This window comes from Paraburkholderia sp. C35, from assembly GCF_003121405.1.
In the GTDB taxonomy this organism is placed as follows: Bacteria; Pseudomonadota; Gammaproteobacteria; order Burkholderiales; family Burkholderiaceae; genus Paraburkholderia.
Genome location: NZ_QBUY01000005.1, coordinates 20,888 through 39,378 on the forward strand (window position 1 = coordinate 20,888; position 18,491 = coordinate 39,378).

Annotated in this window: 18 protein-coding genes; 15 read left to right on the forward strand and 3 right to left on the reverse strand. The window is 57.2% G+C overall.

The window, feature by feature from the left end:
• Positions 1-37 precede the first annotated feature (37 nt).
• The 10 genes from DK391_RS04630 (at position 38) to DK391_RS44115 (ending at position 10,388) form a co-directional block, all read left to right on the forward strand.
• Positions 38-769: a pirin family protein gene (locus DK391_RS04630; RefSeq protein ID WP_109476821.1), complete on the forward strand. Its 732-nt coding sequence runs from the start codon at positions 38-40 to the stop codon at positions 767-769.
• Positions 770-890: 121 nt separating this feature from the next.
• The gene (locus DK391_RS04635) at positions 891-1,505 is read left to right on the forward strand and encodes a hypothetical protein (protein ID WP_162600671.1); all 615 of its coding nucleotides are present in this window, start codon (positions 891-893) and stop codon (positions 1,503-1,505) included.
• Between the two features lie 330 nt (positions 1,506-1,835).
• On the forward strand, positions 1,836-2,810 hold the full coding sequence (locus DK391_RS04640; protein ID WP_109476823.1) for a LysR substrate-binding domain-containing protein: 975 nt from the start codon (positions 1,836-1,838) through the stop codon (positions 2,808-2,810).
• Positions 2,811-2,910: 100 nt separating this feature from the next.
• Complete coding sequence (locus DK391_RS04645) at positions 2,911-3,969, forward strand: proline racemase family protein (RefSeq protein ID WP_109476824.1); 1,059 nt, start codon at positions 2,911-2,913, stop codon at positions 3,967-3,969.
• Between the two features lie 11 nt (positions 3,970-3,980).
• Entirely contained in the window at positions 3,981-4,913 is a 933-nt protein-coding gene (locus DK391_RS04650; protein ID WP_109476825.1) for an ornithine cyclodeaminase, read from the forward strand.
• 267 nt (positions 4,914-5,180) lie between these two features.
• On the forward strand, positions 5,181-6,269 hold the full coding sequence (locus tag DK391_RS04655) for a branched-chain amino acid ABC transporter substrate-binding protein (protein ID WP_239482714.1): 1,089 nt from the start codon (positions 5,181-5,183) through the stop codon (positions 6,267-6,269).
• Between the two features lie 305 nt (positions 6,270-6,574).
• Complete coding sequence (locus tag DK391_RS04660) at positions 6,575-7,282, forward strand: haloacid dehalogenase type II (protein WP_109476827.1); 708 nt, start codon at positions 6,575-6,577, stop codon at positions 7,280-7,282.
• Positions 7,283-7,718: 436 nt separating this feature from the next.
• Positions 7,719-8,915, forward strand: a complete 1,197-nt coding sequence (locus DK391_RS04665; RefSeq protein ID WP_109476828.1) for an alpha/beta hydrolase — start codon at positions 7,719-7,721, stop codon at positions 8,913-8,915.
• Positions 8,916-9,064: 149 nt separating this feature from the next.
• Positions 9,065-9,778: a YoaK family protein gene (locus DK391_RS04670; RefSeq protein WP_109476829.1), complete on the forward strand. Its 714-nt coding sequence runs from the start codon at positions 9,065-9,067 to the stop codon at positions 9,776-9,778.
• Between the two features lie 370 nt (positions 9,779-10,148).
• Positions 10,149-10,388, forward strand: a complete 240-nt coding sequence (locus tag DK391_RS44115; RefSeq protein ID WP_162600672.1) for a hypothetical protein — start codon at positions 10,149-10,151, stop codon at positions 10,386-10,388.
• 312 nt (positions 10,389-10,700) lie between these two features.
• On the opposite strand, the gene DK391_RS04680 is transcribed toward DK391_RS44115, so the two are convergent.
• Positions 10,701-11,312 (reverse strand): helix-turn-helix domain-containing protein, encoded by a 612-nt coding sequence (locus DK391_RS04680; RefSeq protein ID WP_109476831.1) that lies wholly within the window; start codon positions 11,310-11,312, stop codon positions 10,701-10,703.
• A 154-nt stretch (positions 11,313-11,466) separates the two neighbouring features.
• On the opposite strand from DK391_RS04680, the gene DK391_RS04685 reads away from it, so the two are divergent.
• Positions 11,467-12,108 carry an isochorismatase family cysteine hydrolase gene (locus DK391_RS04685; protein WP_109476832.1) on the forward strand — a complete coding sequence of 214 codons (642 nt, stop codon included), beginning with the start codon at positions 11,467-11,469 and terminating at the stop codon, positions 12,106-12,108.
• Between the two features lie 427 nt (positions 12,109-12,535).
• On the opposite strand, the gene DK391_RS04690 is transcribed toward DK391_RS04685, so the two are convergent.
• On the reverse strand, positions 12,536-13,873 hold the full coding sequence (locus DK391_RS04690; RefSeq protein ID WP_109476833.1) for a hypothetical protein: 1,338 nt from the start codon (positions 13,871-13,873) through the stop codon (positions 12,536-12,538).
• A 310-nt stretch (positions 13,874-14,183) separates the two neighbouring features.
• Here DK391_RS04690 and DK391_RS04695 point away from each other — a divergent pair, with 310 nt between their 5' ends.
• Entirely contained in the window at positions 14,184-14,378 is a 195-nt protein-coding gene (locus DK391_RS04695) for a hypothetical protein (RefSeq protein WP_204117297.1), read from the forward strand.
• 87 nt (positions 14,379-14,465) lie between these two features.
• On the opposite strand, the gene DK391_RS04700 is transcribed toward DK391_RS04695, so the two are convergent.
• A complete protein-coding gene (locus tag DK391_RS04700) occupies positions 14,466-15,470 on the reverse strand; it encodes a TraB/GumN family protein (RefSeq protein ID WP_109476834.1) in 1,005 nt (334 codons plus the stop codon).
• 355 nt (positions 15,471-15,825) lie between these two features.
• Between DK391_RS04700 and DK391_RS04705 the strand changes: the two genes are divergently transcribed.
• The 3 genes from DK391_RS04705 (at position 15,826) to DK391_RS04715 (ending at position 18,429) form a co-directional block, all read left to right on the forward strand.
• Positions 15,826-16,341 carry a DUF2867 domain-containing protein gene (locus tag DK391_RS04705; protein ID WP_239482699.1) on the forward strand — a complete coding sequence of 172 codons (516 nt, stop codon included), beginning with the start codon at positions 15,826-15,828 and terminating at the stop codon, positions 16,339-16,341.
• Positions 16,342-16,371: 30 nt separating this feature from the next.
• Entirely contained in the window at positions 16,372-16,797 is a 426-nt protein-coding gene (locus tag DK391_RS04710) for a lipocalin-like domain-containing protein (RefSeq protein WP_109476976.1), read from the forward strand.
• A gap of 363 nt (positions 16,798-17,160) precedes the next feature.
• Positions 17,161-18,429: a sugar ABC transporter substrate-binding protein gene (locus DK391_RS04715; RefSeq protein WP_109476835.1), complete on the forward strand. Its 1,269-nt coding sequence runs from the start codon at positions 17,161-17,163 to the stop codon at positions 18,427-18,429.
• The last annotated feature ends 62 nt before the right edge of the window (positions 18,430-18,491 follow it).

Genomic DNA, 18,491 nt, shown 5'->3' on the forward strand with positions numbered 1-18,491 from the left:
CGTATCCGCGCGAGGCGCGCCCGAACGGAGTGTCATCATGATCGAACATCGTCCTTTTCTTTCGCTCGGCGCAATCCGGCGCGACTGGCTCGACGCGCGGCTGCATTTCCGCGTTGGCGAGACCGGGCACGCCGGGCATGCGCCGCTCGGCCCGCTTCACGTGTGGAACGACGATGAATTCGCGCCGCATTCGGGTTTCGGGCTGCATGCGCATCGCGACGTCGAGATCGTCACGTGGGTGCGCTCAGGCGCGATCACGCACGAAGACGACGCAGGCAATCGCGCGCGGCTCGTCGCCGATTCCGTTCAGGCGATGAGTGCGGGCACCGCGATCCATCACGCCGAGCGCAACGAAGAAAACTCGCCCGCGCGGCTGTTCCAGATCTGGTTGCGCCCACGCACGCCGGGCGGCACGCCGCGCTGGGCGACGCGCGTCTGTTCTCGTGAACTGCGCGAAGGCCGCTTTATCACGCTGGCGAGCGGCGATCCGGACGATGTGGCCGCGGGCGCACTGCCCATCAATGCCGATGCGCGCGTGCGTGTTGCGACGCTGCGCGAAGGCACGCGGATGCAATACACGTTGCCGATGCCGGGTTCTGCGTATCTGGTCGCGGATCAAGGGCGGCTCGACGTGGGACACGTCTGCCTGTCCGCACGCGATGGCGTGGCGATTCGCGATGAAGCGCAGTTTGCGATGACGGCGCGCGACGATACCGGTGTCGTAATCGTTGAACTGTTGACTCGAAGCGACTGGGCGTACGGCCTATAACCGAAGATCACGAGACAAACAGGCCGTTCAATCGCGGTAACATGCGAAACGAAGCAGCATGGGTATGTCGTTGCGGTCATCGCATCGATTGGCAAACAGGTCGTTCTATCCCGTCACTACGATGAGCAGCGAGTTCCGAGTCCTCTTTGTCGGCAACAGTTATACAACGCGAAACGATATGCCGACGACGCTTGCCAGTCTCCTTGAGGCAAGCATTCCCGGTATGCAGGTGACAGTAGAGGTATTCGCGTTCGGCGGAGCGTCGCTTGCCGCGCATTGGAACCGAGGCGAAGTCCAAAAGCGTCTGGCTGACCGGAAATGGGATGCTGTCGTATTGCAGGACCAAAGCACTCGACCGATCCGTGCATTGAAAAGCATGCAAGAGTACGCGCGAAGATTCGTCGACGAGATTCTCAGCTCTGGTGCGAAACCGTATTTGTACATGACCTGGGCCCGGAAAAATGACCCGGCGTCGCATGCAAATATCGTTACGGCATTTCAGGGCTTGGCCAGCGCGACCGGCGCCAGCGTAATCCCGGTCGGTCTGGCGTGGGATCAGTTTCGCAGACTTCGACCTGACATTGACCTGTACGAAGCGGATGGAAGTCATCCATCAGTGATCGGATCATATATAGCGGCGTGCACTCACTTTTTTTCATTAGTGGACACTGAGGCAGTCGCCGATAGACCAGATGAAAAATGCATTGAGTGCTACGGATCTGAGTCTGCTCCATGACATATGCAGGGCGGCCGCAAGAACTGATAAAACTTTCCGCTCAAGTTAGCTGGTTACGTCGCAGGCCGATCATCGTCAGGCAACAGTGGAGTCGGTCGAGAACGGTCAAGACCAGGCCTTCACCGCTCGCGTATCATCACCATGCAAGAGGTTGCTTTACACGTAAAAGCAGTCAGCAAATGTCCTGATTTGGCGCGGCTCCTGTGCATTGACGGTGGTCTGAAACATTGCCTGTCCGGATAGTTCAGAGTGGCTGTGTCATCCACGTGATCTCGGACAGCTTCCTGGTTCAGGCTCTATCTCGCTCCCCTTAGCCCGGTCGACATCGTCATGGCGTCTCAGTTCGAACTTAGCGAAACCCTGGTCGGCGCACTGTCGCTGCGGGCCATCAAATCATTTCTCGCCGCTGCGAAATTCGGCAGTTTCACCAAGGCGGCCAGCGCACTGAGCGTGACGCCGGCGGCTGTCAGCAAGCAGGTGCTGGAACTGGAGGACTACCTCGGCACAGCACTGTTTGTCCGCTCGGGCCGGGCCGTCGCGCTGACGCCCGATGGCGAGATGTTCAAGGATGCCGCCCAGCTTTCGCTGATCAATATTCATCAGGCCGCCGAGCGCCTGCGCAAGCGCATGCCCGCGAGGCAGACGCTGACTTTGTGCTGTTCGCCGGCGTTTTCGGCGTTGTGGCTACACAGGCGATTACCTGAATTCCTGCAGGACGCTCCCGATATCGAACTCACCGTGCTGGCCACACAGAATTTCGTCGCGATGGAGGCGGGCGTACGGCCGGACGTGTACATCGCCAAGCTGGCCAGCCTGCGCGACGGATACGACAGCGAGCATCTGTTCGACGACGTGGTCTATCCGGTCTGCACGCCGCATTATTTGCAGAGGCACGGTCCGATCGAGACTGCCGAGGAACTGCTCGGCATGTCGCTGCTGGATCTCAGCGCCTATGGCCGCTCGCAGATCTCCGAGCATATCGACTGGAAGGTCTGGCTGGCGCTGCATGACGTGGATACGAACTGGTGCGCCGATATCCCGCGCCAGCTGTTCATCACCAACGACTATCCGGCGATCGTGCAGCTGGCGCTCGCGCACCAGGGCGTGGCGCTCGGCTGGCATCATCTCGTCAGACACCTGGTGGAGAGTGGCGACCTGGTGCGTCCGCTGCCTCACGAGACCGTCATGAAGAACCGCGGCCATTACCTGTCCGTGCGGAAGGACAAGATCGAAACCAGCGTCTGCAAGCGGTTCTGCGAGTGGATCAGACGGGAGCTTGCGTTGCCATCGTCAACCAAAAGTTGAAGCAACGCCGGAAAAAACGTTGCTTAATTTAATGGCAAAACCGGCATAAATTCCTCTTTAAGTCGCACAGGGGCGGCGGCACCGAAGAGGATTTCAGCAGATGGGTTTCAAGAGAAGCATCCATGCCGTGGAGACCCACTCGGGTATTCCCATGCGCGTCGTGACGGGCGGTATCCCGCATATTCCCGGCGACACCGTCCAGGCCAAGATGAAATGGCTGGAAGCCAATGACGACGGACTGCGCAAGCTGCTGCTGCGCGAGCCGCGGGGCTATCCGGCCCACTGTTGCAACATCGTCGTGCCGCCCTGTCATCCGGAAGCGGATGCGGGCTACATCATCCTGGAGCAGGTCGAATATCCGATGATGTCGGGCGGCAACACGATCTCCGTGGCCACCGTGCTGCTCGAAATGGGCATGTTGCCGATGCAGGAACCCGTGACCGAGCTCACGCTTGAAGCGCCGGCCGGGCTGATCCGCATCACCGCGCAGTGCGAGGGCGGTAAGGTCAAGAGCGTCAAGTTCAAAAATGTCCCAGCTTTCGCCGCGCATCTTGATGCTTTGATCGACGTGCCGCATCTCGGCAAGGTGCGGGTGGACGTCGGGTGGGGCGGCATGTTCTACGCGATTGCCGACGTGCGTCAATTTCCGGGGCTTGAGCTCAAGCCCGAACACGGCAAGGAGATCGCGCGCGGTTCAGCGATGATCCGGCAGGCCGCTATCGAGCAGTTGCCTGTTGCGCACCCCGATTATCCGGGCGTCGGCATCACGATTTCCCAGCTTTCGGGTCCCACCGACGATCCGCGTGCCGACTGGAAGAACGCGGTCACGATGCCCACCGGACCGCTGTCGTGGGACGATCCGGCCACCTGGACGGGCGCGATCGACCGCTGCCCCTGCGGCACCGGCACTTGCGCGAAGATGGCCGTGTTGCACGCGAAAGGCGAACTGCCGCTGCACCAGGATTTCCGGCATCAGGGCATCCTCGGTACTGTCTATACCGGCCGCCTGGAGGAGACCACACGGATCGGCGACCAGACAGCCGTGGTGCCCACGCTCGCGGGCACCAGCTGGATTCATGGCATCCAGACCATTGTGCTGGATCACGACGATCCGTTTCCTGAGGGCTACACCCTCGGCGATATCTGGCCGAAACAGTAGGAGTGGCGCTCATGCAGATCATTTCGGCGCAGCAGATCCGTTCGGTGCTCGACTGGCGCGGTGTTCTCGACGCGTTGTATCGTGGACATAGCGGACCACGGCCAGGCGGCGATGGTTTCTTTATCGGCGATTCGAACTTCGGTCTCTTCAGTCGCGGCGTGATCCTGCCCGGCAAGGGCGCCGGAATCAAGATCGCGTCGATCTATCCGGCCAACGGCGCGGCTGATCCTCCGTTGCCTTCGGAGCAGGCTGCGTTCCTCGTGATGGACGAGCAAACCAAAGGACCGGTCGCGATACTGGACGGCCCCGAGATCACGCGCTGGAAGACCGCCGCCGATTCCGCGCTGGCGGCACGAATGCTGAGCAACGAGCAAAGCAAAGTTCTACTGGTCCTCGGCGCAGGGCCGGTTGCGCAGTCACTGACGGATGCTTACCTGCATATCCGTCCGGCCATTCGGGAAGTGCTGTTGTGGAACCGCACGCCGTCGAAGCTGGCGGCCGCGGGCCAGGCGCTGGAAGCAAGGGGCATCCGAGTTCGCATTGTCGACGATCTCGACGCGGCGGTTGCCCGTGCAGACATCATCACGTCCGCCACCAGCGCGTTGACGCCGATGATCCGGGGCGAGTGTGTTCGTCCCGGTACGCATGTCGATCTGGTCGGCGGATATCGGCCGGACATGCAGGAGGCCGATTGCGATGTGTTCCGCGACGCAAGAATCTTCGTCGACGACATACCGAATGCGCTGCGATCTGGCGACATACGCATCCCGATGCAGGAGGGTGTGATCCGGGATGATCATATCGAGGGCGATCTGTTCGATCTGTGCCGGATGCCTGCGTTCCACCGTTCGGCCGAGGACCGGACGGTTTACAAGAATGCAGGCGGTGCGCATCTGGATCTGATCGTCAGCCAGTATGTTGTCAATCAATTGGAATCACATTGATAGCAACGCCGATTGCAAGAAGCACTGGCTGGGGCAGGCAGAAGCCATCGTCGGTCATCGGTTGGGGTTAAAAAAGATCAAGTGAAAATCCGATTTTTATTGGGCTGTAGAAAGATTGTTTAGTTATACGTAGTTAGATGTGCGTTAAGCGCGAATAGGTGAGCTGCTCTACTAGTCCGAAGTTTGGCAAGTTGAACATTTATTGAATCGGTGCCTACCATGCGAAAAGTTCTTTTACCCCTCATTGTTACTACCATTCTTTCCGGAATGACAGGCGAGGCGCTCTCGCAGCAAGTCGTCAAGATTGGTATCTCTGCGCCGCTGACCGGTATAGGCGCGGCGAGCGGTAAGGACATGGAGAACGGCGCGCGCCTTGCGATCGAAGAGGCAAACGCGCAGCACCTCACTATTGGTGGCCAGCAGGTCAAGTTCGAACTCGATTCCGTTGACGACCAGGGCGATCCACGAGTCGGGGTTCAGGTGGCGCAAAAACTGGTAGACGATGGGGGGGTAGCGACGATCGGGTACTACAACTCAGGGGTCGCTCTGCCGTCAGCCCCTATCTTTGCCAAGGCTGGCATTCCACTGCTTGATCCAGCAGCGACGAATCCCCAGATCACGCGCCTTGGATTGACCAATGTTTTCCGGATCATCGCTACCGACGTTCAAAACTCGGGCAATGCCGGCAACTACGCGGTAACCGTAACGAAAGCGAAGCGAATCGCAACGATGGATGATCGCACCGCCTTCGGTCAGGGCGCTGTCGAAGAATTCAAGAAGGCCGTTCAGGCCGCAGGTGGATCGATCGTCACGTCTGAGTATACAAATGACAAGGCAGTTGAATTCAACGCCTTGTTGACGAATATAAAGGCTGCAAACGCAGATCTCCTGTTTTTCTCGGGGAGCAATGCGCAAGCGGGCCTGATCGTAAAGCGAATGAAGCAGCTTGGGATGCACACGCAGTTTGTCGGCAGCGGAGGCATCGCCGATACCGTGTTTGTACAGTCGGCCGGCAATGCTGCAGATGGTTCGATGGCTTGGGAGTACGGACGTCCGATTGATTCGATGCCAGCGGGGAGAACTTTCGGTGAGAAATACAAAAAGCGGTTTGGTATGGATCCCCTTACTTTTTCGCCGTTCTCCTATGACTGTGCATGGATCGCCATCGATGCGATGAAAAAAGCAGGCTCGACAAACCCGGCTGTCTTTGTGTCGGTGCTTCGCTCAACCCAGTATGACGGAATCACTGGCCACATTTCGTTCGATAAGTTCGGAGATTTGACTGATCCGACCTCAACGCTGTACCAGGTCAAGAACGGAAAATGGGTCCCGGTAACAACGATTGGGGCGAGGTAAGCGAGCGGAATGGAAGGTCCTGAAAGTCGGGATGTGCGAGCGATTGTGGCAAGTATTCGCGCTTGCCACCCCGCCGCTCACTGCATTGCCGCACCCTTGTCGATGCATCCTGCCAGGTAATTTTGAGCTAAGTGGCGCCCGCTACGATCAAGAAAGCCGGAGACTCGCGCATGTGCGAAACGTGATGATCTGCCCGAATCATCACGAATTCGCAAGCTGCGCATCTTCGATCTTTTGGATAGTCGGCCCTGTCGCCAGACCGTCGACTGGGCACGTCAGCCTGCGTTGCACCACACGAGCTCAACATGAATTCTCTTAAAGCACTGATTTTTGACGTACAAGGAAGTACGACGGATTTTCGTTCGACCGTCGCTGCTGCGGCGCGCGCTATTGCGGCCGATCGCGCACCGACTGTCGACTGGGGACGCTTCGTCGATGACTGGCGGCGACAGTATCGTGTGTCGCTCGATGAAGTGCTTGCAGGATCTCAATCGTGGAGGCCAGTCGATCGGATCTATCGTCTGGCACTCGATGAAGTAATCGAAAAATACGATGTGAGATTTCTGACGTTCGATGAACGCGAGCGCATCAATTTCGCGTGGCAGACAATCGCGCCTTGGCCCGATGCAGTCGAGGGGCTGCACCGGTTGAAACGCAAGTTCAAAGTGGTGACGTTGTCGAACGCGGACGTCAGTGCTGTGATCAATATCTCGAAGCGTGGCGCGTTGCCGTGGGATGCCATCTTCGCTGCAGAAATGGTCGGGACGTTCAAGCCCGATCCGCGGACCTATAAATTGGCTCTGCGCTATCTGGGTCTGTCGGCTGGCGAAGCCATGATGGTTGCATGTCACAAATACGATTTGAACGCCGCAAGCGATCTAGGGTTGAAGACCGCTTTCGTCGCCCGGCCGCTCGAATTTGGACCGAATGGCGACGTCGATACCCGGTTCGAAGACCGGTTCGACATCAATGCGCGAGATTTTCTTGATCTCGCTGCGCAGTTAGGCTGCTAACAGCGGCTAATTCAATCTGGTCGCACAAGCAGTCATTCCTGATCTGCTTCGACTCGTCACCTTTCCCGACGATGCAAGGGCGCACGTTCCAAATCACGCAGCATGTCAGCGATGTGAGCGTTGGTACTTTGGTTCGTGCGCTTCCCGTTTGTCGGGCAATACTCACTCGCGCCAGCGAGCACCCCTCTTTCGCAAATTGCCCAGTCGATTCCATTTGGCTTAATTTTCGACTAATTCGAGGCCAATAATCTCCACATCATCGGAAAGCTTTCAGGAAGGGGAAGTATGACCTTCTGACAGGTTTAAGCCGATATAGAACGAGTGATTTCATCGTCGTGCGTCAGGTTTTTGCCTGGTCGTCTCACGAACAACTTTGTTTGTCCGCGAATGTACTCGTGAACAGACCTTGCATAAATGTACGTAGGAGTTTTAGAGCATGAAATTGAATGAACGAATCAATCTGGGTGGAAAATCAGCGCGGTCAAAACTGTGCGCTATCTTTCTCTCGTGCCTTTTGGCTTCCGTTGCATGCTCTTCAGCACAAGCATATCCGGCGAGTCGAAAGAGCGTTCCGACATCCAACCCGGTCGCACAAGACAGTTTTTTCTTCGTTGGTGGTAGCTACGTCGGCGATCCGGCTAAGCCCGTTATGCACGGCCAGATGTATGTGGAGAAGCTCACGCCGGCACGGCGTCTCCATCCGTATCCAATCGTGCTGATTCATGGCGCCGGGCAAACGGCGACGAACTGGATGGGCACACCCGATGGGCGCGAAGGCTGGGCAAAATTCTTCGTTTCTCAGGGCTACGAGGTCTACATGGTGGACCAGCCAGCGCGTGGACGATCAGCCTGGCAAGAAGGCATCGACGGCAAGTTGAGTACTTTCGACGCAAAGACCGAAGAGAGCCTGTTCTCAATACCGGAGCAATTCAATCTCTGGCCGCAGGCGAAATACCATACACAGTGGCCGGGCAGTAGCGGACCCAATCACGGAAAAATCGGCGACCCGATCTTCGACCAGTTCTATTCAACGCAAGTGCAGTTCCTCGCCAGCAATGCGGAAACGGAGACGCTGATTCAACACGCCGCGGCGGCACTGCTGGACAAGATTGGACCGGCTATTGTGCTCACGCACTCGCAATCAGGTCCGTTCGGCTGGCTGATCGCCGATGCACGGCCCAAGCTCGTGAAGGCGATTATCGCTGTCGAGCCTTCCGGGCCGCCGTTCCAGAACGAAATCCCTTTCGGCACAGACAAGGCGCGAGCTTGGGGCGTGACCGATATTCCCATGACCTATGATCCGCCGATCACCGATCCTTCGCAGTTGCAAAAGGAGCAGCAAGCCACGCCGGACAAGCCGGACCTGGTGCGATGCTGGCGTCAGACGGAGCCGGCGCATACGCTGGTGAACTTGCGCGGTATCCCGGTGATGATGGTGACGTCGGAAGCCTCATATCACTCCGCATACGATCACTGCACTGCGCAGTATCTGAAACAGGCTGGCGTGGATACGGACTTTGTTCGTCTGCCTGACGTCGGTATTCACGGCAACGCGCACATGATGATGCTCGAGAAGAACAATCTGCAGATCGCCGGTTTGATCACCTCGTGGCTTGGAAAGAACGTTAAATAGGCAGAGGCTTTTCCTTTCCCTCGTAACGAGAGGGAAAGGATTCAAACAAGCCTGCGCCTGAATCACGACAGATTATGCTCAGAAGATCCGCGCGTGATGCAGAGATGTCACGCGTGTTGACCTGAAATCACGATACATCAGGAAGGGACATGACACCGCTTGAACTGGCTGGGAGGAGCCGAGGCGTAGCTGTACTTTTGACGCTGTCTGGTGGCTTTCTGGATGCATTCACCTATGTCGGCCACGGCGGTGTATTCGCAAACGCGATGTCGGGAAACATCGCTCTTCTGGGAATACACATGGCCAGTGGAGATTGGACGCAAGCGGCTCGACATGTTCCGCCGCTCGTTGCCTTCGTATTGGCGGTGTGTGTGGCGCACCTGTTGAGCCTGACGCGCGTCAATCAATATATAAGGCGCCCCGCGCTTGTGTGTCTTTTGCTCGAGATCGGTTTTCTGGCATTGGCCGCCAGTAATCTGGTTCCTGTCTCCGATATCTGGCTGATCCCCGGAATCACATTCGTTGCGACCTTGCAAACGCTATCGTTCACGCACGTTGGAAATCTGGCGTATACCTCAGTGATGACAACGGGCAATTTGCGACGCGCGACCAAGATGCTGCTTGAAGGACTCATCCCTCGATATGACAAAGGAGCACTTCACGATGCCTCACTGCTTGGAGCCGCTGGATTCTGCTTCCTGACGGGAGCAGTACTAGGTGGATATACAACAGCGGTAGCAAAGGATAAAGCAATGTGGATTGCCGTACTCCTGCTCGTCGCCGCGCTTGCACGGATGTGTCAGTTGGCACGCAGGGAGAGTGTCCGGCGATCTGCAGAGAGTAATAGTTCGAACTTCGCGTGATTCCGTGTATCTCTACGTTAAGCACGATAAGGTTCTCAGTAGGCTGGACTCTACCTGCTTAGTCCGTAACGGAGCGTCCCGCGAGACTCGACTCACAACAAGACGGCCAACAACGCGCCATTAAAAAGCGGTTACTGAGCGTGTTTATGCCATTGTAAGAAATCTGATTATTCCCATTCGTGAGAACACTATTTGCCTGAATTGCGAGTGACGGCGCGTGCGGCATCCTCGACAATAGCGCGTCGCGACGGGCGATTGCATCGGCTGATGAGCTTCACCGCATGGTGTTGAGCTTGCATGTCGGTTTTCTGATGGACCTTGCCGGATAGACCGTCGATAACCAATATTTTGGAACTTTTCAGGAGCGTTTGTGGTTTTTGAACATCGTGGATTTCGGGTGACTGCCGATGCTGTGACAGACGAGCTTGGCGTTCAGTGGGTATGTCACGCTCTTATCGAGCGTACTGATGGTGATTCGAAGAAAGGCGCACCTGAGGGCATCGATCTGACTCTTCCCCGGGCCAAGATTGATCCTTTGATGGCAATCAGCGCGCTCGAGCACAAGTCCCGCGCCGCGATTGATGACTGGCACGAAACAGGGCACGCATAGAAGCAGGTCCGCATTTACCTTGAGCCGCTCTGTGTCGGCAGGCCTGAGGTTCTTCAGATTGAAGATATCGATGTTCCGTCGCCCGCAGCGGGCGAAGCCTTCGAGTTGCAAAGGCGTGTGAGGTCATTCGACATTGCAACAAGCAGCTTCGTATGCCGACACAGGCAGACGTACACAAGAATGCCGAATAACGTCTGCACCCGAACCTATGTGATCACGTGCACGAGAGCGCGTGATTATTCATGGACACCGTCGGATATCGCTGGCACGGCGCTTCAAAGACTCCACTAGACGCTTCCATCACGTCTTAAGTCAGTCCGTCGCGACAGCGGACTTGCGCTTACGCGGTACTTTCTTTTCATTCGCACGTTTTGCCACAGTCGCCGATTGCTTTTTTGCAGGGGCACGCCTGGAAACCCGAATTCGCCGTTCTTCCGCGAACGCTTCTGCACGGCCGGCCCGTTCAGCCGCCCATGCAGGATTCACTCGGGTGTCGATCTGGCTAAAGTTGAAAGGCAGGTCTTCTGCTTCCGGTTGCCAGCGAGCATCAATAATCTTGCCGGTTCGGCGATGTTTCATCGTTACCGCGCTTTCGGCTTTGGGATCCAGCCCACAATGGCGCATCCCCCATAAACGCAACGTCAACATCATTCCGTCAAGCTCGCGTGTCTTGTCGGTTACGCAATACGCGTATCGCTTCGGTCGCTCCTGATATGGCTGCCGCACGATGAGCCCATTGTCCTCCATCGTTTTGAGGCGCTGGGTGAGCAGGTTGGGGGACATCCCGGTCTGGGCGAGGATGCCGTCGAAACGATCATTTCCCATTCTCAGTTCACGCAGGATGAGGATTGTCCAGCGGTCCGCAATGACTGCTGCCGCCCGGGCGATAGGACACAACGTGTCGTCGGTATTTTCTTGTTTCACCAGGGTTCCTCGGATTCACAAACCCCGCATTGTGAACCTGTGCATGAAGCATTCCAAGACATTTGGCGAGTCCGGCGCTGATTTATATCCTTTACAAAGCTAGTGACTTCAAATACTGTAGTAACAGATCATTAGAGCCTGAGAGAGGATTGAAATGTCGGAGCAAACGAGCACTGGGCTGACCTATGAGCCAGAATTGACGGGGTTGCTTATCGTCGACCCCTACAATGACTTTCTGTCGGAAGGCGGGAAGCTCTTCGAAATCAGTCGTTCGACTTTGGAAGCACAGAATGTCGTGCAGCACATGCGGGAGGTCCTTGAAGCGGCCCGCTCGCGCGGCGTGCAGGTGTTTTTCGCTCCCCACCATCGCTGGCGCGAGGGTGACTCGCACAGCCATTGGAAAACCATACCGCCAATTGGTGCCGCTTCCAACAAGGCGCGCGTCTTTGCCGACGGCACATGGGGTGGAACTTTCCATCCAGATTTCGAGCCGCGCCCCGGTGACGTGGTAGCGCAAGAACACTGGCTTTCCAGCGGCTTCGAAAACACGGACCTCGACTTTCAGCTCAAGAAGCATGGTGTCCGCAAGGTCGTCGTGATCGGCATGCGTGCAAACACCTGCATCGAGTCGACGGTGCGATACGCCGCTGAGCTTGGCTACGAAGTCACGCTGGTGAAGGACGCGATCGGCAGCTTTGGCCAGGCGGAAATGGATGCGTCACTGCAATACAACATGCCGGCTTACGCGAGCGCCATCGTGTCGACAGCGGAGATCATCGCGAAGCTGTCTGCGTAAGGAGCGTTACACACGTCGACAAGAAAGCCCTAATCACGCAAGAATCCGCTTCGCTGCAAGCACTCCCCAATACGAAGCAACGTTTTAAGGTTTCATCTATTAATCGTACGGCACCATACTATTGCAGGTTCCGAAACAGAACATACTGCTGGCAGCGCACCCACTAAACCATTTGCGAAGACGACCATGAGGCATGGATCATTCATCTTGGACATCATCCACCATTTCGAAATTACGCTCTCTGCATAGCGACCGGTAGAGGCCGACTTGCCTCGTCGCGGATCGAAGGTGATGAACACCGGAAGGCCTCGTGAATCATCTAAGCCCAGTATCTAAATTGCGTCGGCGAAATTTTCAGGCGGCGTCCCAATCGCCCTGCTGATGCAACTGCAGCGCCATCAGCAGGGCTTCTTCGGTGCAAGCCGAATCACTCAACGGACTTCGACGTACCCAGCCATTGTCCAATGTACGTGAGGACAGCACGCTTGACCTCACTCTCGGCGTCTGTGGCTGCGCGAGTCCTGAGCATCTTGTGAATAAGGGCTTCGCTCCCCGAACGCAGGACTTCTTTCGCATGCTTCGCTTTGCCGATCTGGGTCGCGATCGACCCGTCGCCCATGCAACTGGTCAGGCCTTTGTCCACTTGAATTTTGTGGATTTCGCTCGCGGTGCCTAACGCAACGACGCCTGTGCCCTCGGCGTCCTCGGCATCGTCGGTAACGATTTCGCCGGGGAGCTTTTCCTTGCTATGCCCGACAGGGGCCTTGGTTTTTTCACTCAGTTGAGTTGAGATCTTCTTGCCGACCCTGCCGTCTTTGCCAGTGTCTTCCTGACCGAAATAAATCACGCAGTTGCTGGATTTCGTTACCGAGAGAAAGCCGGTGCACCCCTTGCACGGTGTGAGCGTCGAAAAGATGACACTATTCTCGGGCACCTTGGTCGCCGTGGGGTTGTTGCGGAAGTAGGACAGCAGCATGCTGACCTCGGCGTGGCGAAACGATCCGGTGTTGATGCCCGCGGCGAGGATCTGCCCCTGGTCGCTGACGAGCAAGGCGCCCACGTAGTTCTTCAACCCTTCGTAGCTCTCGGCCGAGCTGATGTCCACCAGCGAATAGGTGGCCAGCATGTAGTATCGAAGTGCACGGGCCAGGCCCTTCTTGCGGCTGCCGGGCGGGAGGTCGAGGTCTTTGGTGAGGCCTGCCGCCGCTGCGTAGAGGCCTCCGTCGGGAAGGGGGGCTTTCAGCGCGAGTGCAGCAATCTGGCGGGGCCACTTTCTGACGGTTTGAACGGTCAATGTCACGCCAACTGCTCCGTCACCCTCGTTGGGCTTCAGTTGGTCCATCAACTTCACCTTTATCCTTGGATAGTGCTTGATCCAAAGGGCATCCGCGCGATTGGTGTAGACCGTTGCATTGTTGGACTTATCCTTGCCCAGTATTGCGTTGACCACTGCGGGACGCGCCAGGTTGCTGGACCTATAGAATTTGAACTCGGTGCCATCAATGTAGCCCGCCACATTGCTGCCGCCCGTTGGGCTCGTGATGATGGGGTCCTGGCACAACTCGTAGAGCGTCGCCCGCAGGTCTTCTTTCCCGGTGTACGTGATCCCCGTGTGCAGCGCGTTACCGCATGCCACGCCTGGTGGCCGGTTGGTACCGACGAATAGGGTGCCCGGCTTGAAAGTTTTTGGTTTGTCGGGTTGAACCTTCGGGCCCTTGATCGGCGTGCTGCAAGTGCTGCACTTGAACATATAGAACTGTGGCATGGAGAACCCTCCTGTGAGGCTTGATGCCTGCTTGCAAGAAGTCAGCGACAGCCAATGAGCGACGTAGCACGCTGCGCCACTGCGTGCACCGAGGTGGACAACAGATCGGCGCCATTTGTGAACGCGGTCACTCAGATATTCTAGTGCCCGTGCCGTTCGTTTAAAGCGAAACGCGAATGAAAGGCTAAAGAAGGAATTGGAAGCGACCGTAAACGTCGCTATGAGAAAAAATCTAATCGTCTGGGGGCTTGTCTTCACGCTGACAGGTTGCGCAAGCTGGTGTGACAGCAGTGAAGACAAAGAGAAATGTATGAAACGAGTGCACGTAGCTCAGGCTGTGGGCGCGGTGGCGCTGGTCGTTACGGCAGCTGTGGTGGCAGCGAAGGCGGGGAGTGGCGGCGGTGGCAGCAATTATCCGGGGAACTGCCAGTATGACTGGCAAACTGCCGCGGATGGGTCGCGCTGCGGTGCCCGCTCTGCAGAGTCGCGCCCCGGCGGCTACTGAGGCCAGAAGGCGGAAAGGGTTGACGCAGCGAATGAGTACGGCAAATCGTTGCCGCTCACACACGAACTAAAGACCACGGTTCATATATCACGGTAGCCGCTGGTTCGCAGATCGCGTGGGAACCTGAATCTGATAACCATCCGCAGCAAGCAGATCGAGGAACGAGTTCTTCCCAAAGAAATGCGCTGCACCAACAGCCACGAGAATTGGGCCTCGCGCGTGAAAATATCCATCCTTCTCTATGGTCCGGATGAAAAGCTCATTGCCGGCATGAATCAGATAGTCGTTCAGGGACCTTAGCTCCGGCCGTTCTCCCGGCATATTCCCGATCAGTCGTTCGACTGATACGAAGTTATCCGACAGCCATGCCCGTTCGACATCGACGACGGATATTTCGGAAGGTGTCTGCCCGTTTTCTCCGTCGCACGCGTCACGGAGCCACGCATCCTGTCCTGACTTGGGGAGGCTGTCGAGCAAAGCAAACGCTTCTTCGGGCGTCTCGAGTCCGATGAGGGGCTTCTGGGTTCGACCAGCGAGTGCATTGAGCCGGTCGTCGATCCCGGCAAATACCGGCCTTTCTGCCGTAACGATACCTGCTGCCGTGCGGCGCAACTCCACGCGATGTTTTTCTATGCTGGTAGCCGCAAGCCATGGTTTGAATTCGAAGAACTGCGCGAGCGGACGTTGCTCGCGCAACGCGCATCCCGCCAGTTCAGCGGGTGTGATCAGATTGATATGGTTGGTCAGGTTGTCGCCGGCGGGGTAGAGCGCGTGACGAATGAGCACCGACCGTTGCGCGGTCAAATCTGCGGTCGATAGTTCGAGCACGACAGCGTCGACCATATCGACGAGGCGCGAGAGTCGGGCATCGATGCGTGGGTCGTTAAACGGCAGCCAATGGATGGTCGGCAGGAGAATGAGTGTCGGGCGCCCCTGCGCTGAAGCAATCCAGACGACGGGCAAGTCGCGCGAGTCGAGTGCAATCGTGCTATCGGCTCGTGCAGGACCAACGCTGAATGCCGTCAACAGACAAGCAATGAGCGTTGTGTTGAATATCAGGTACTTCGCTCGGGAAAGCATCATCAAGATCATCACGGCCCCCTGTTTCTTTCGTGACGTGCGCTCTTCATCGACATCGATGTTTTGGAATGCGACGACGCCGGCTGGCCGACCGATGCTTCACCAGAATAAAAGAAGGCCTGCGGCGCTGCGCAGGCCCGGGCAGCGGGGTCGTTTGTACGACTCTCGCGCTGCGTTCGCTTCACGCCGCCCGGTTTTCATGTTTGACTCGCTGTTAGTCGGCGCGATCCCTCGGAACACAAACATGCTACAAAATTACATCAATTGTCGCAATATAGGGAATCACGCTATCAAGTTTGTTTCCAATGTGCCGTAGCCGGTCGCTTCGACGCGCCTATACTGCTGGACACCAGGACCAACACGGGACATGACCTTGACCAAAGCGTTCGCCGTGCCCATGCCGAGCAACAGCGTGCTCGCGCCGCTTTACGCTGGCGCAGACCTTCTGGATGCTTTTGCAATTCGACTGCCGGCGGGAGCCGGAGATGATCTTGAAGCGTTGGCGCGCGCCGCGTTCGAGCGGCAGGCGTGGTGGATTCGTGCACTCACGTGTATCCGCGACGTGGTGATGGTGACAGTCGGCGTCAAATCGTCTCGTGCGGTCGGTTTGTCTGCAGCGGCGCATGGGCCGGTTATCGGCTTTTTACCGCTGCTGTCGAAGAGCGCGACAGAGTTGGTAGTGGGCGCCGATGACCGGCATCTCGACTTCCGCGCTATCATCCAGCTTCGCGCGAGTGCGGAAAATGGGCGCGAACTGCTCGCGGGTACGGTGGTGCATTGCCACAACAGGCTGGGACGAATTTACCTTGCTGCAATTGCGCCATTTCATCGCGTGATCGTGCGGGCAAATCTGGAACGGGCGGTAAGAGCGATAAGGATCTAACTGGGTTTTGGCGATGCTATGGGAGGAGATATGACTGAGCGTGAAACGGGACTCCACGGCTCCTGGCAGCTGATTTCTTTTAATACTGAACTGAAAGATTCAAACGCACGTACTCAACCTTGGGGCGCCAATCCGAACGGGTATCTTATCTTCTCCCCCGATGGGCGAATGATGGTACTCGTTACAGCACAAGCACGGGAACCAGGGATCACAGATGAGAAGGCGGCAGCACTCTTCCGCACTCTGATGGCCTATACAGGACAATGTCGGATAGAGAAGGATAGGTTCATTACAAAGATTGATTCTTGCTGGAATGAAGCGTGGAATGGCAGTGAGCAGGAACGCTTCTACAAGCTTGATGGAGATGTGCTCGAGGTCAGTACGGCATGGATGCCGAATCCGCTAGTGCCAGGAAATCCGGTGGGAAGGGGCATTCTCAGATTCAGACGTGAGTGATTTCGCAACATCGGCTTGTCGATGGAACTGGCAATCAGGTTAGCCGGCTTTGGTCGAGCAGATTGCGTTAGTCCATCGTCGACGCAAAAGATCGTCGTCGTTATGGTGTTGCGTCTGCCGGGCCTGAAAGCTCACGGGCGCCGGAAACACGGGATCGCATCAACGATTGATACTATCCCGTCGAACCTACACCAAATTTTGCGCCGCACACAAAATCTGAGCAAAAAGTATTGAACTGCTGATCCGTTTTGGCGTGGATCGCGTGTTTCGCGGGTGTTAACTTAGCCACCGTATTCACGGGTGTGTTGAAGCCGGCCCGAGGATAACAACGCGATCGACACAAAAATCCTTCAGGAGACAGCAGTGAACATCCGCTATTCAGCAGCGTGTGCCCTCATCGGCGCGGCTTTGCCTCTCTCGGCGTTTGCGCAATCGTGCAACGTCCCCGTTCTCAAGGTACTGGCGCAGAAAAGTCTGGGCCTGACCGTCATGGAAAAGTCCCTCGCGGATTATCAGAAGCGCACGGGCACCAAGGTTGAAATCAGCTATTTCGGCGAAAACGACCGACGTGCCAAGTCGCGTCTCGATGCATCGACGGGTGCTGGCTCGTATCAGGTGTATTACGTCGATGAAGCGAACGTTGCCGAGTTCGCGTCGGCTGGCTGGATCGTTCCGCTGCTCAAGTACTACCCGAAAGACGCCGACTACAACGACTTCCTCCCGGGCCGCCGCGACGTTGCAAGCTATAAGGGTGTCGCGTACTTTGCGCCGCTGATCGGCGGATCGGACTTCCTGTTCTATCGCCGCGATGTACTCGAAAAAGCGCACATGCCGGTGCCGCGCACGCTCGATGAACTCGTCGCCGACATCAAGAAGCTGAACTCGCCACCCAACATGTACGGCTGGGTCGCGCGCGGACAGCGCGGCTCGGGCATGAACGTGTGGCGTTGGGCGCCGTTCATGCTCGCAGAGGGCGGCACGTGGACCGACAAGAACCAGCAGGCGGCATTCAATTCGCCCGCGGCAGTGAAGGCAACGCAACTCTACGCGGACCTCTTCAAATACGCGCCGCCGGGCGCCGCGACTTACGACTGGAGTAATGCACTCGAAGCATTCCGCTCCGGCAAGGTCGCGTTCATGATTGAATCGACGCCGTTCGCGGACTGGATGGAAGACCCCACGAAATCCAGCGTCGCGGACAAGGTCGGCTATACGAAACCGCCGTCACCGCTGCCTTCGGCAGCCTACGGTCACGGCCTCGCGATTTCGTCGGTCGGTGCCAAGGATGAATGCACGCGCCAGGCGGCGGGTAACTTCATTGCGTTTGCGACCAGCAAGGAACAGGAGCAGGCACGTCTGCGCGAGAACGTATTCAGCGACTACAACCGCACAAGTACCGTGCAGAGCGACTACTTCCAGAAGCACGTGAAGCCGCAGATCCTGGCCGGTCTGAAGGACACGACGCCGGTTTCGAAGGTCACGTTCTGGCCGAGCGCGCAATGGCCCGATATCGGCGACAACCTCGGCGTCGCGCTCGAAGAAGTCTTCACGGGCACGCAAAAGGATGTGCCCGGCGCACTGAACGACGCCGCGCAATATGCGCAGGACGCAATGGAGCACGCACGCAAGTAAGCGCGTGCGCAGGTGAGGGCAGAGTGTCGTCTCTGCCCGCTTCAATCTGTTCCGGAAGGCGG

Bases quoted from the DNA above. Each gene is read 5' to 3' on its own strand.
- DK391_RS04630 (WP_109476821.1), top strand. From the start codon at position 38: ATGATCGAACATCGTCCTTTTCTTTCGCTCGGCGCAATCCGGCGCGAC.
- DK391_RS04635 (WP_162600671.1), top strand. From the start codon at position 891: ATGAGCAGCGAGTTCCGAGTCCTCTTTGTCGGCAACAGTTATACAACG.
- DK391_RS04640 (WP_109476823.1), top strand. From the start codon at position 1,836: ATGGCGTCTCAGTTCGAACTTAGCGAAACCCTGGTCGGCGCACTGTCG.
- DK391_RS04645 (WP_109476824.1), top strand. From the start codon at position 2,911: ATGGGTTTCAAGAGAAGCATCCATGCCGTGGAGACCCACTCGGGTATT.
- DK391_RS04650 (WP_109476825.1), top strand. From the start codon at position 3,981: ATGCAGATCATTTCGGCGCAGCAGATCCGTTCGGTGCTCGACTGGCGC.
- DK391_RS04655 (WP_239482714.1), top strand. From the start codon at position 5,181: ATGACAGGCGAGGCGCTCTCGCAGCAAGTCGTCAAGATTGGTATCTCT.
- DK391_RS04660 (WP_109476827.1), top strand. From the start codon at position 6,575: ATGAATTCTCTTAAAGCACTGATTTTTGACGTACAAGGAAGTACGACG.
- DK391_RS04665 (WP_109476828.1), top strand. From the start codon at position 7,719: ATGAAATTGAATGAACGAATCAATCTGGGTGGAAAATCAGCGCGGTCA.
- DK391_RS04670 (WP_109476829.1), top strand. From the start codon at position 9,065: ATGACACCGCTTGAACTGGCTGGGAGGAGCCGAGGCGTAGCTGTACTT.
- DK391_RS04685 (WP_109476832.1), top strand. From the start codon at position 11,467: ATGTCGGAGCAAACGAGCACTGGGCTGACCTATGAGCCAGAATTGACG.
- DK391_RS04690 (WP_109476833.1), bottom strand. From the start codon at position 13,873: ATGCCACAGTTCTATATGTTCAAGTGCAGCACTTGCAGCACGCCGATC.
- DK391_RS04695 (WP_204117297.1), top strand. From the start codon at position 14,184: ATGAAACGAGTGCACGTAGCTCAGGCTGTGGGCGCGGTGGCGCTGGTC.
- DK391_RS04700 (WP_109476834.1), bottom strand. From the start codon at position 15,470: ATGATCTTGATGATGCTTTCCCGAGCGAAGTACCTGATATTCAACACA.
- DK391_RS04705 (WP_239482699.1), top strand. From the start codon at position 15,826: ATGACCTTGACCAAAGCGTTCGCCGTGCCCATGCCGAGCAACAGCGTG.
- DK391_RS04710 (WP_109476976.1), top strand. From the start codon at position 16,372: ATGACTGAGCGTGAAACGGGACTCCACGGCTCCTGGCAGCTGATTTCT.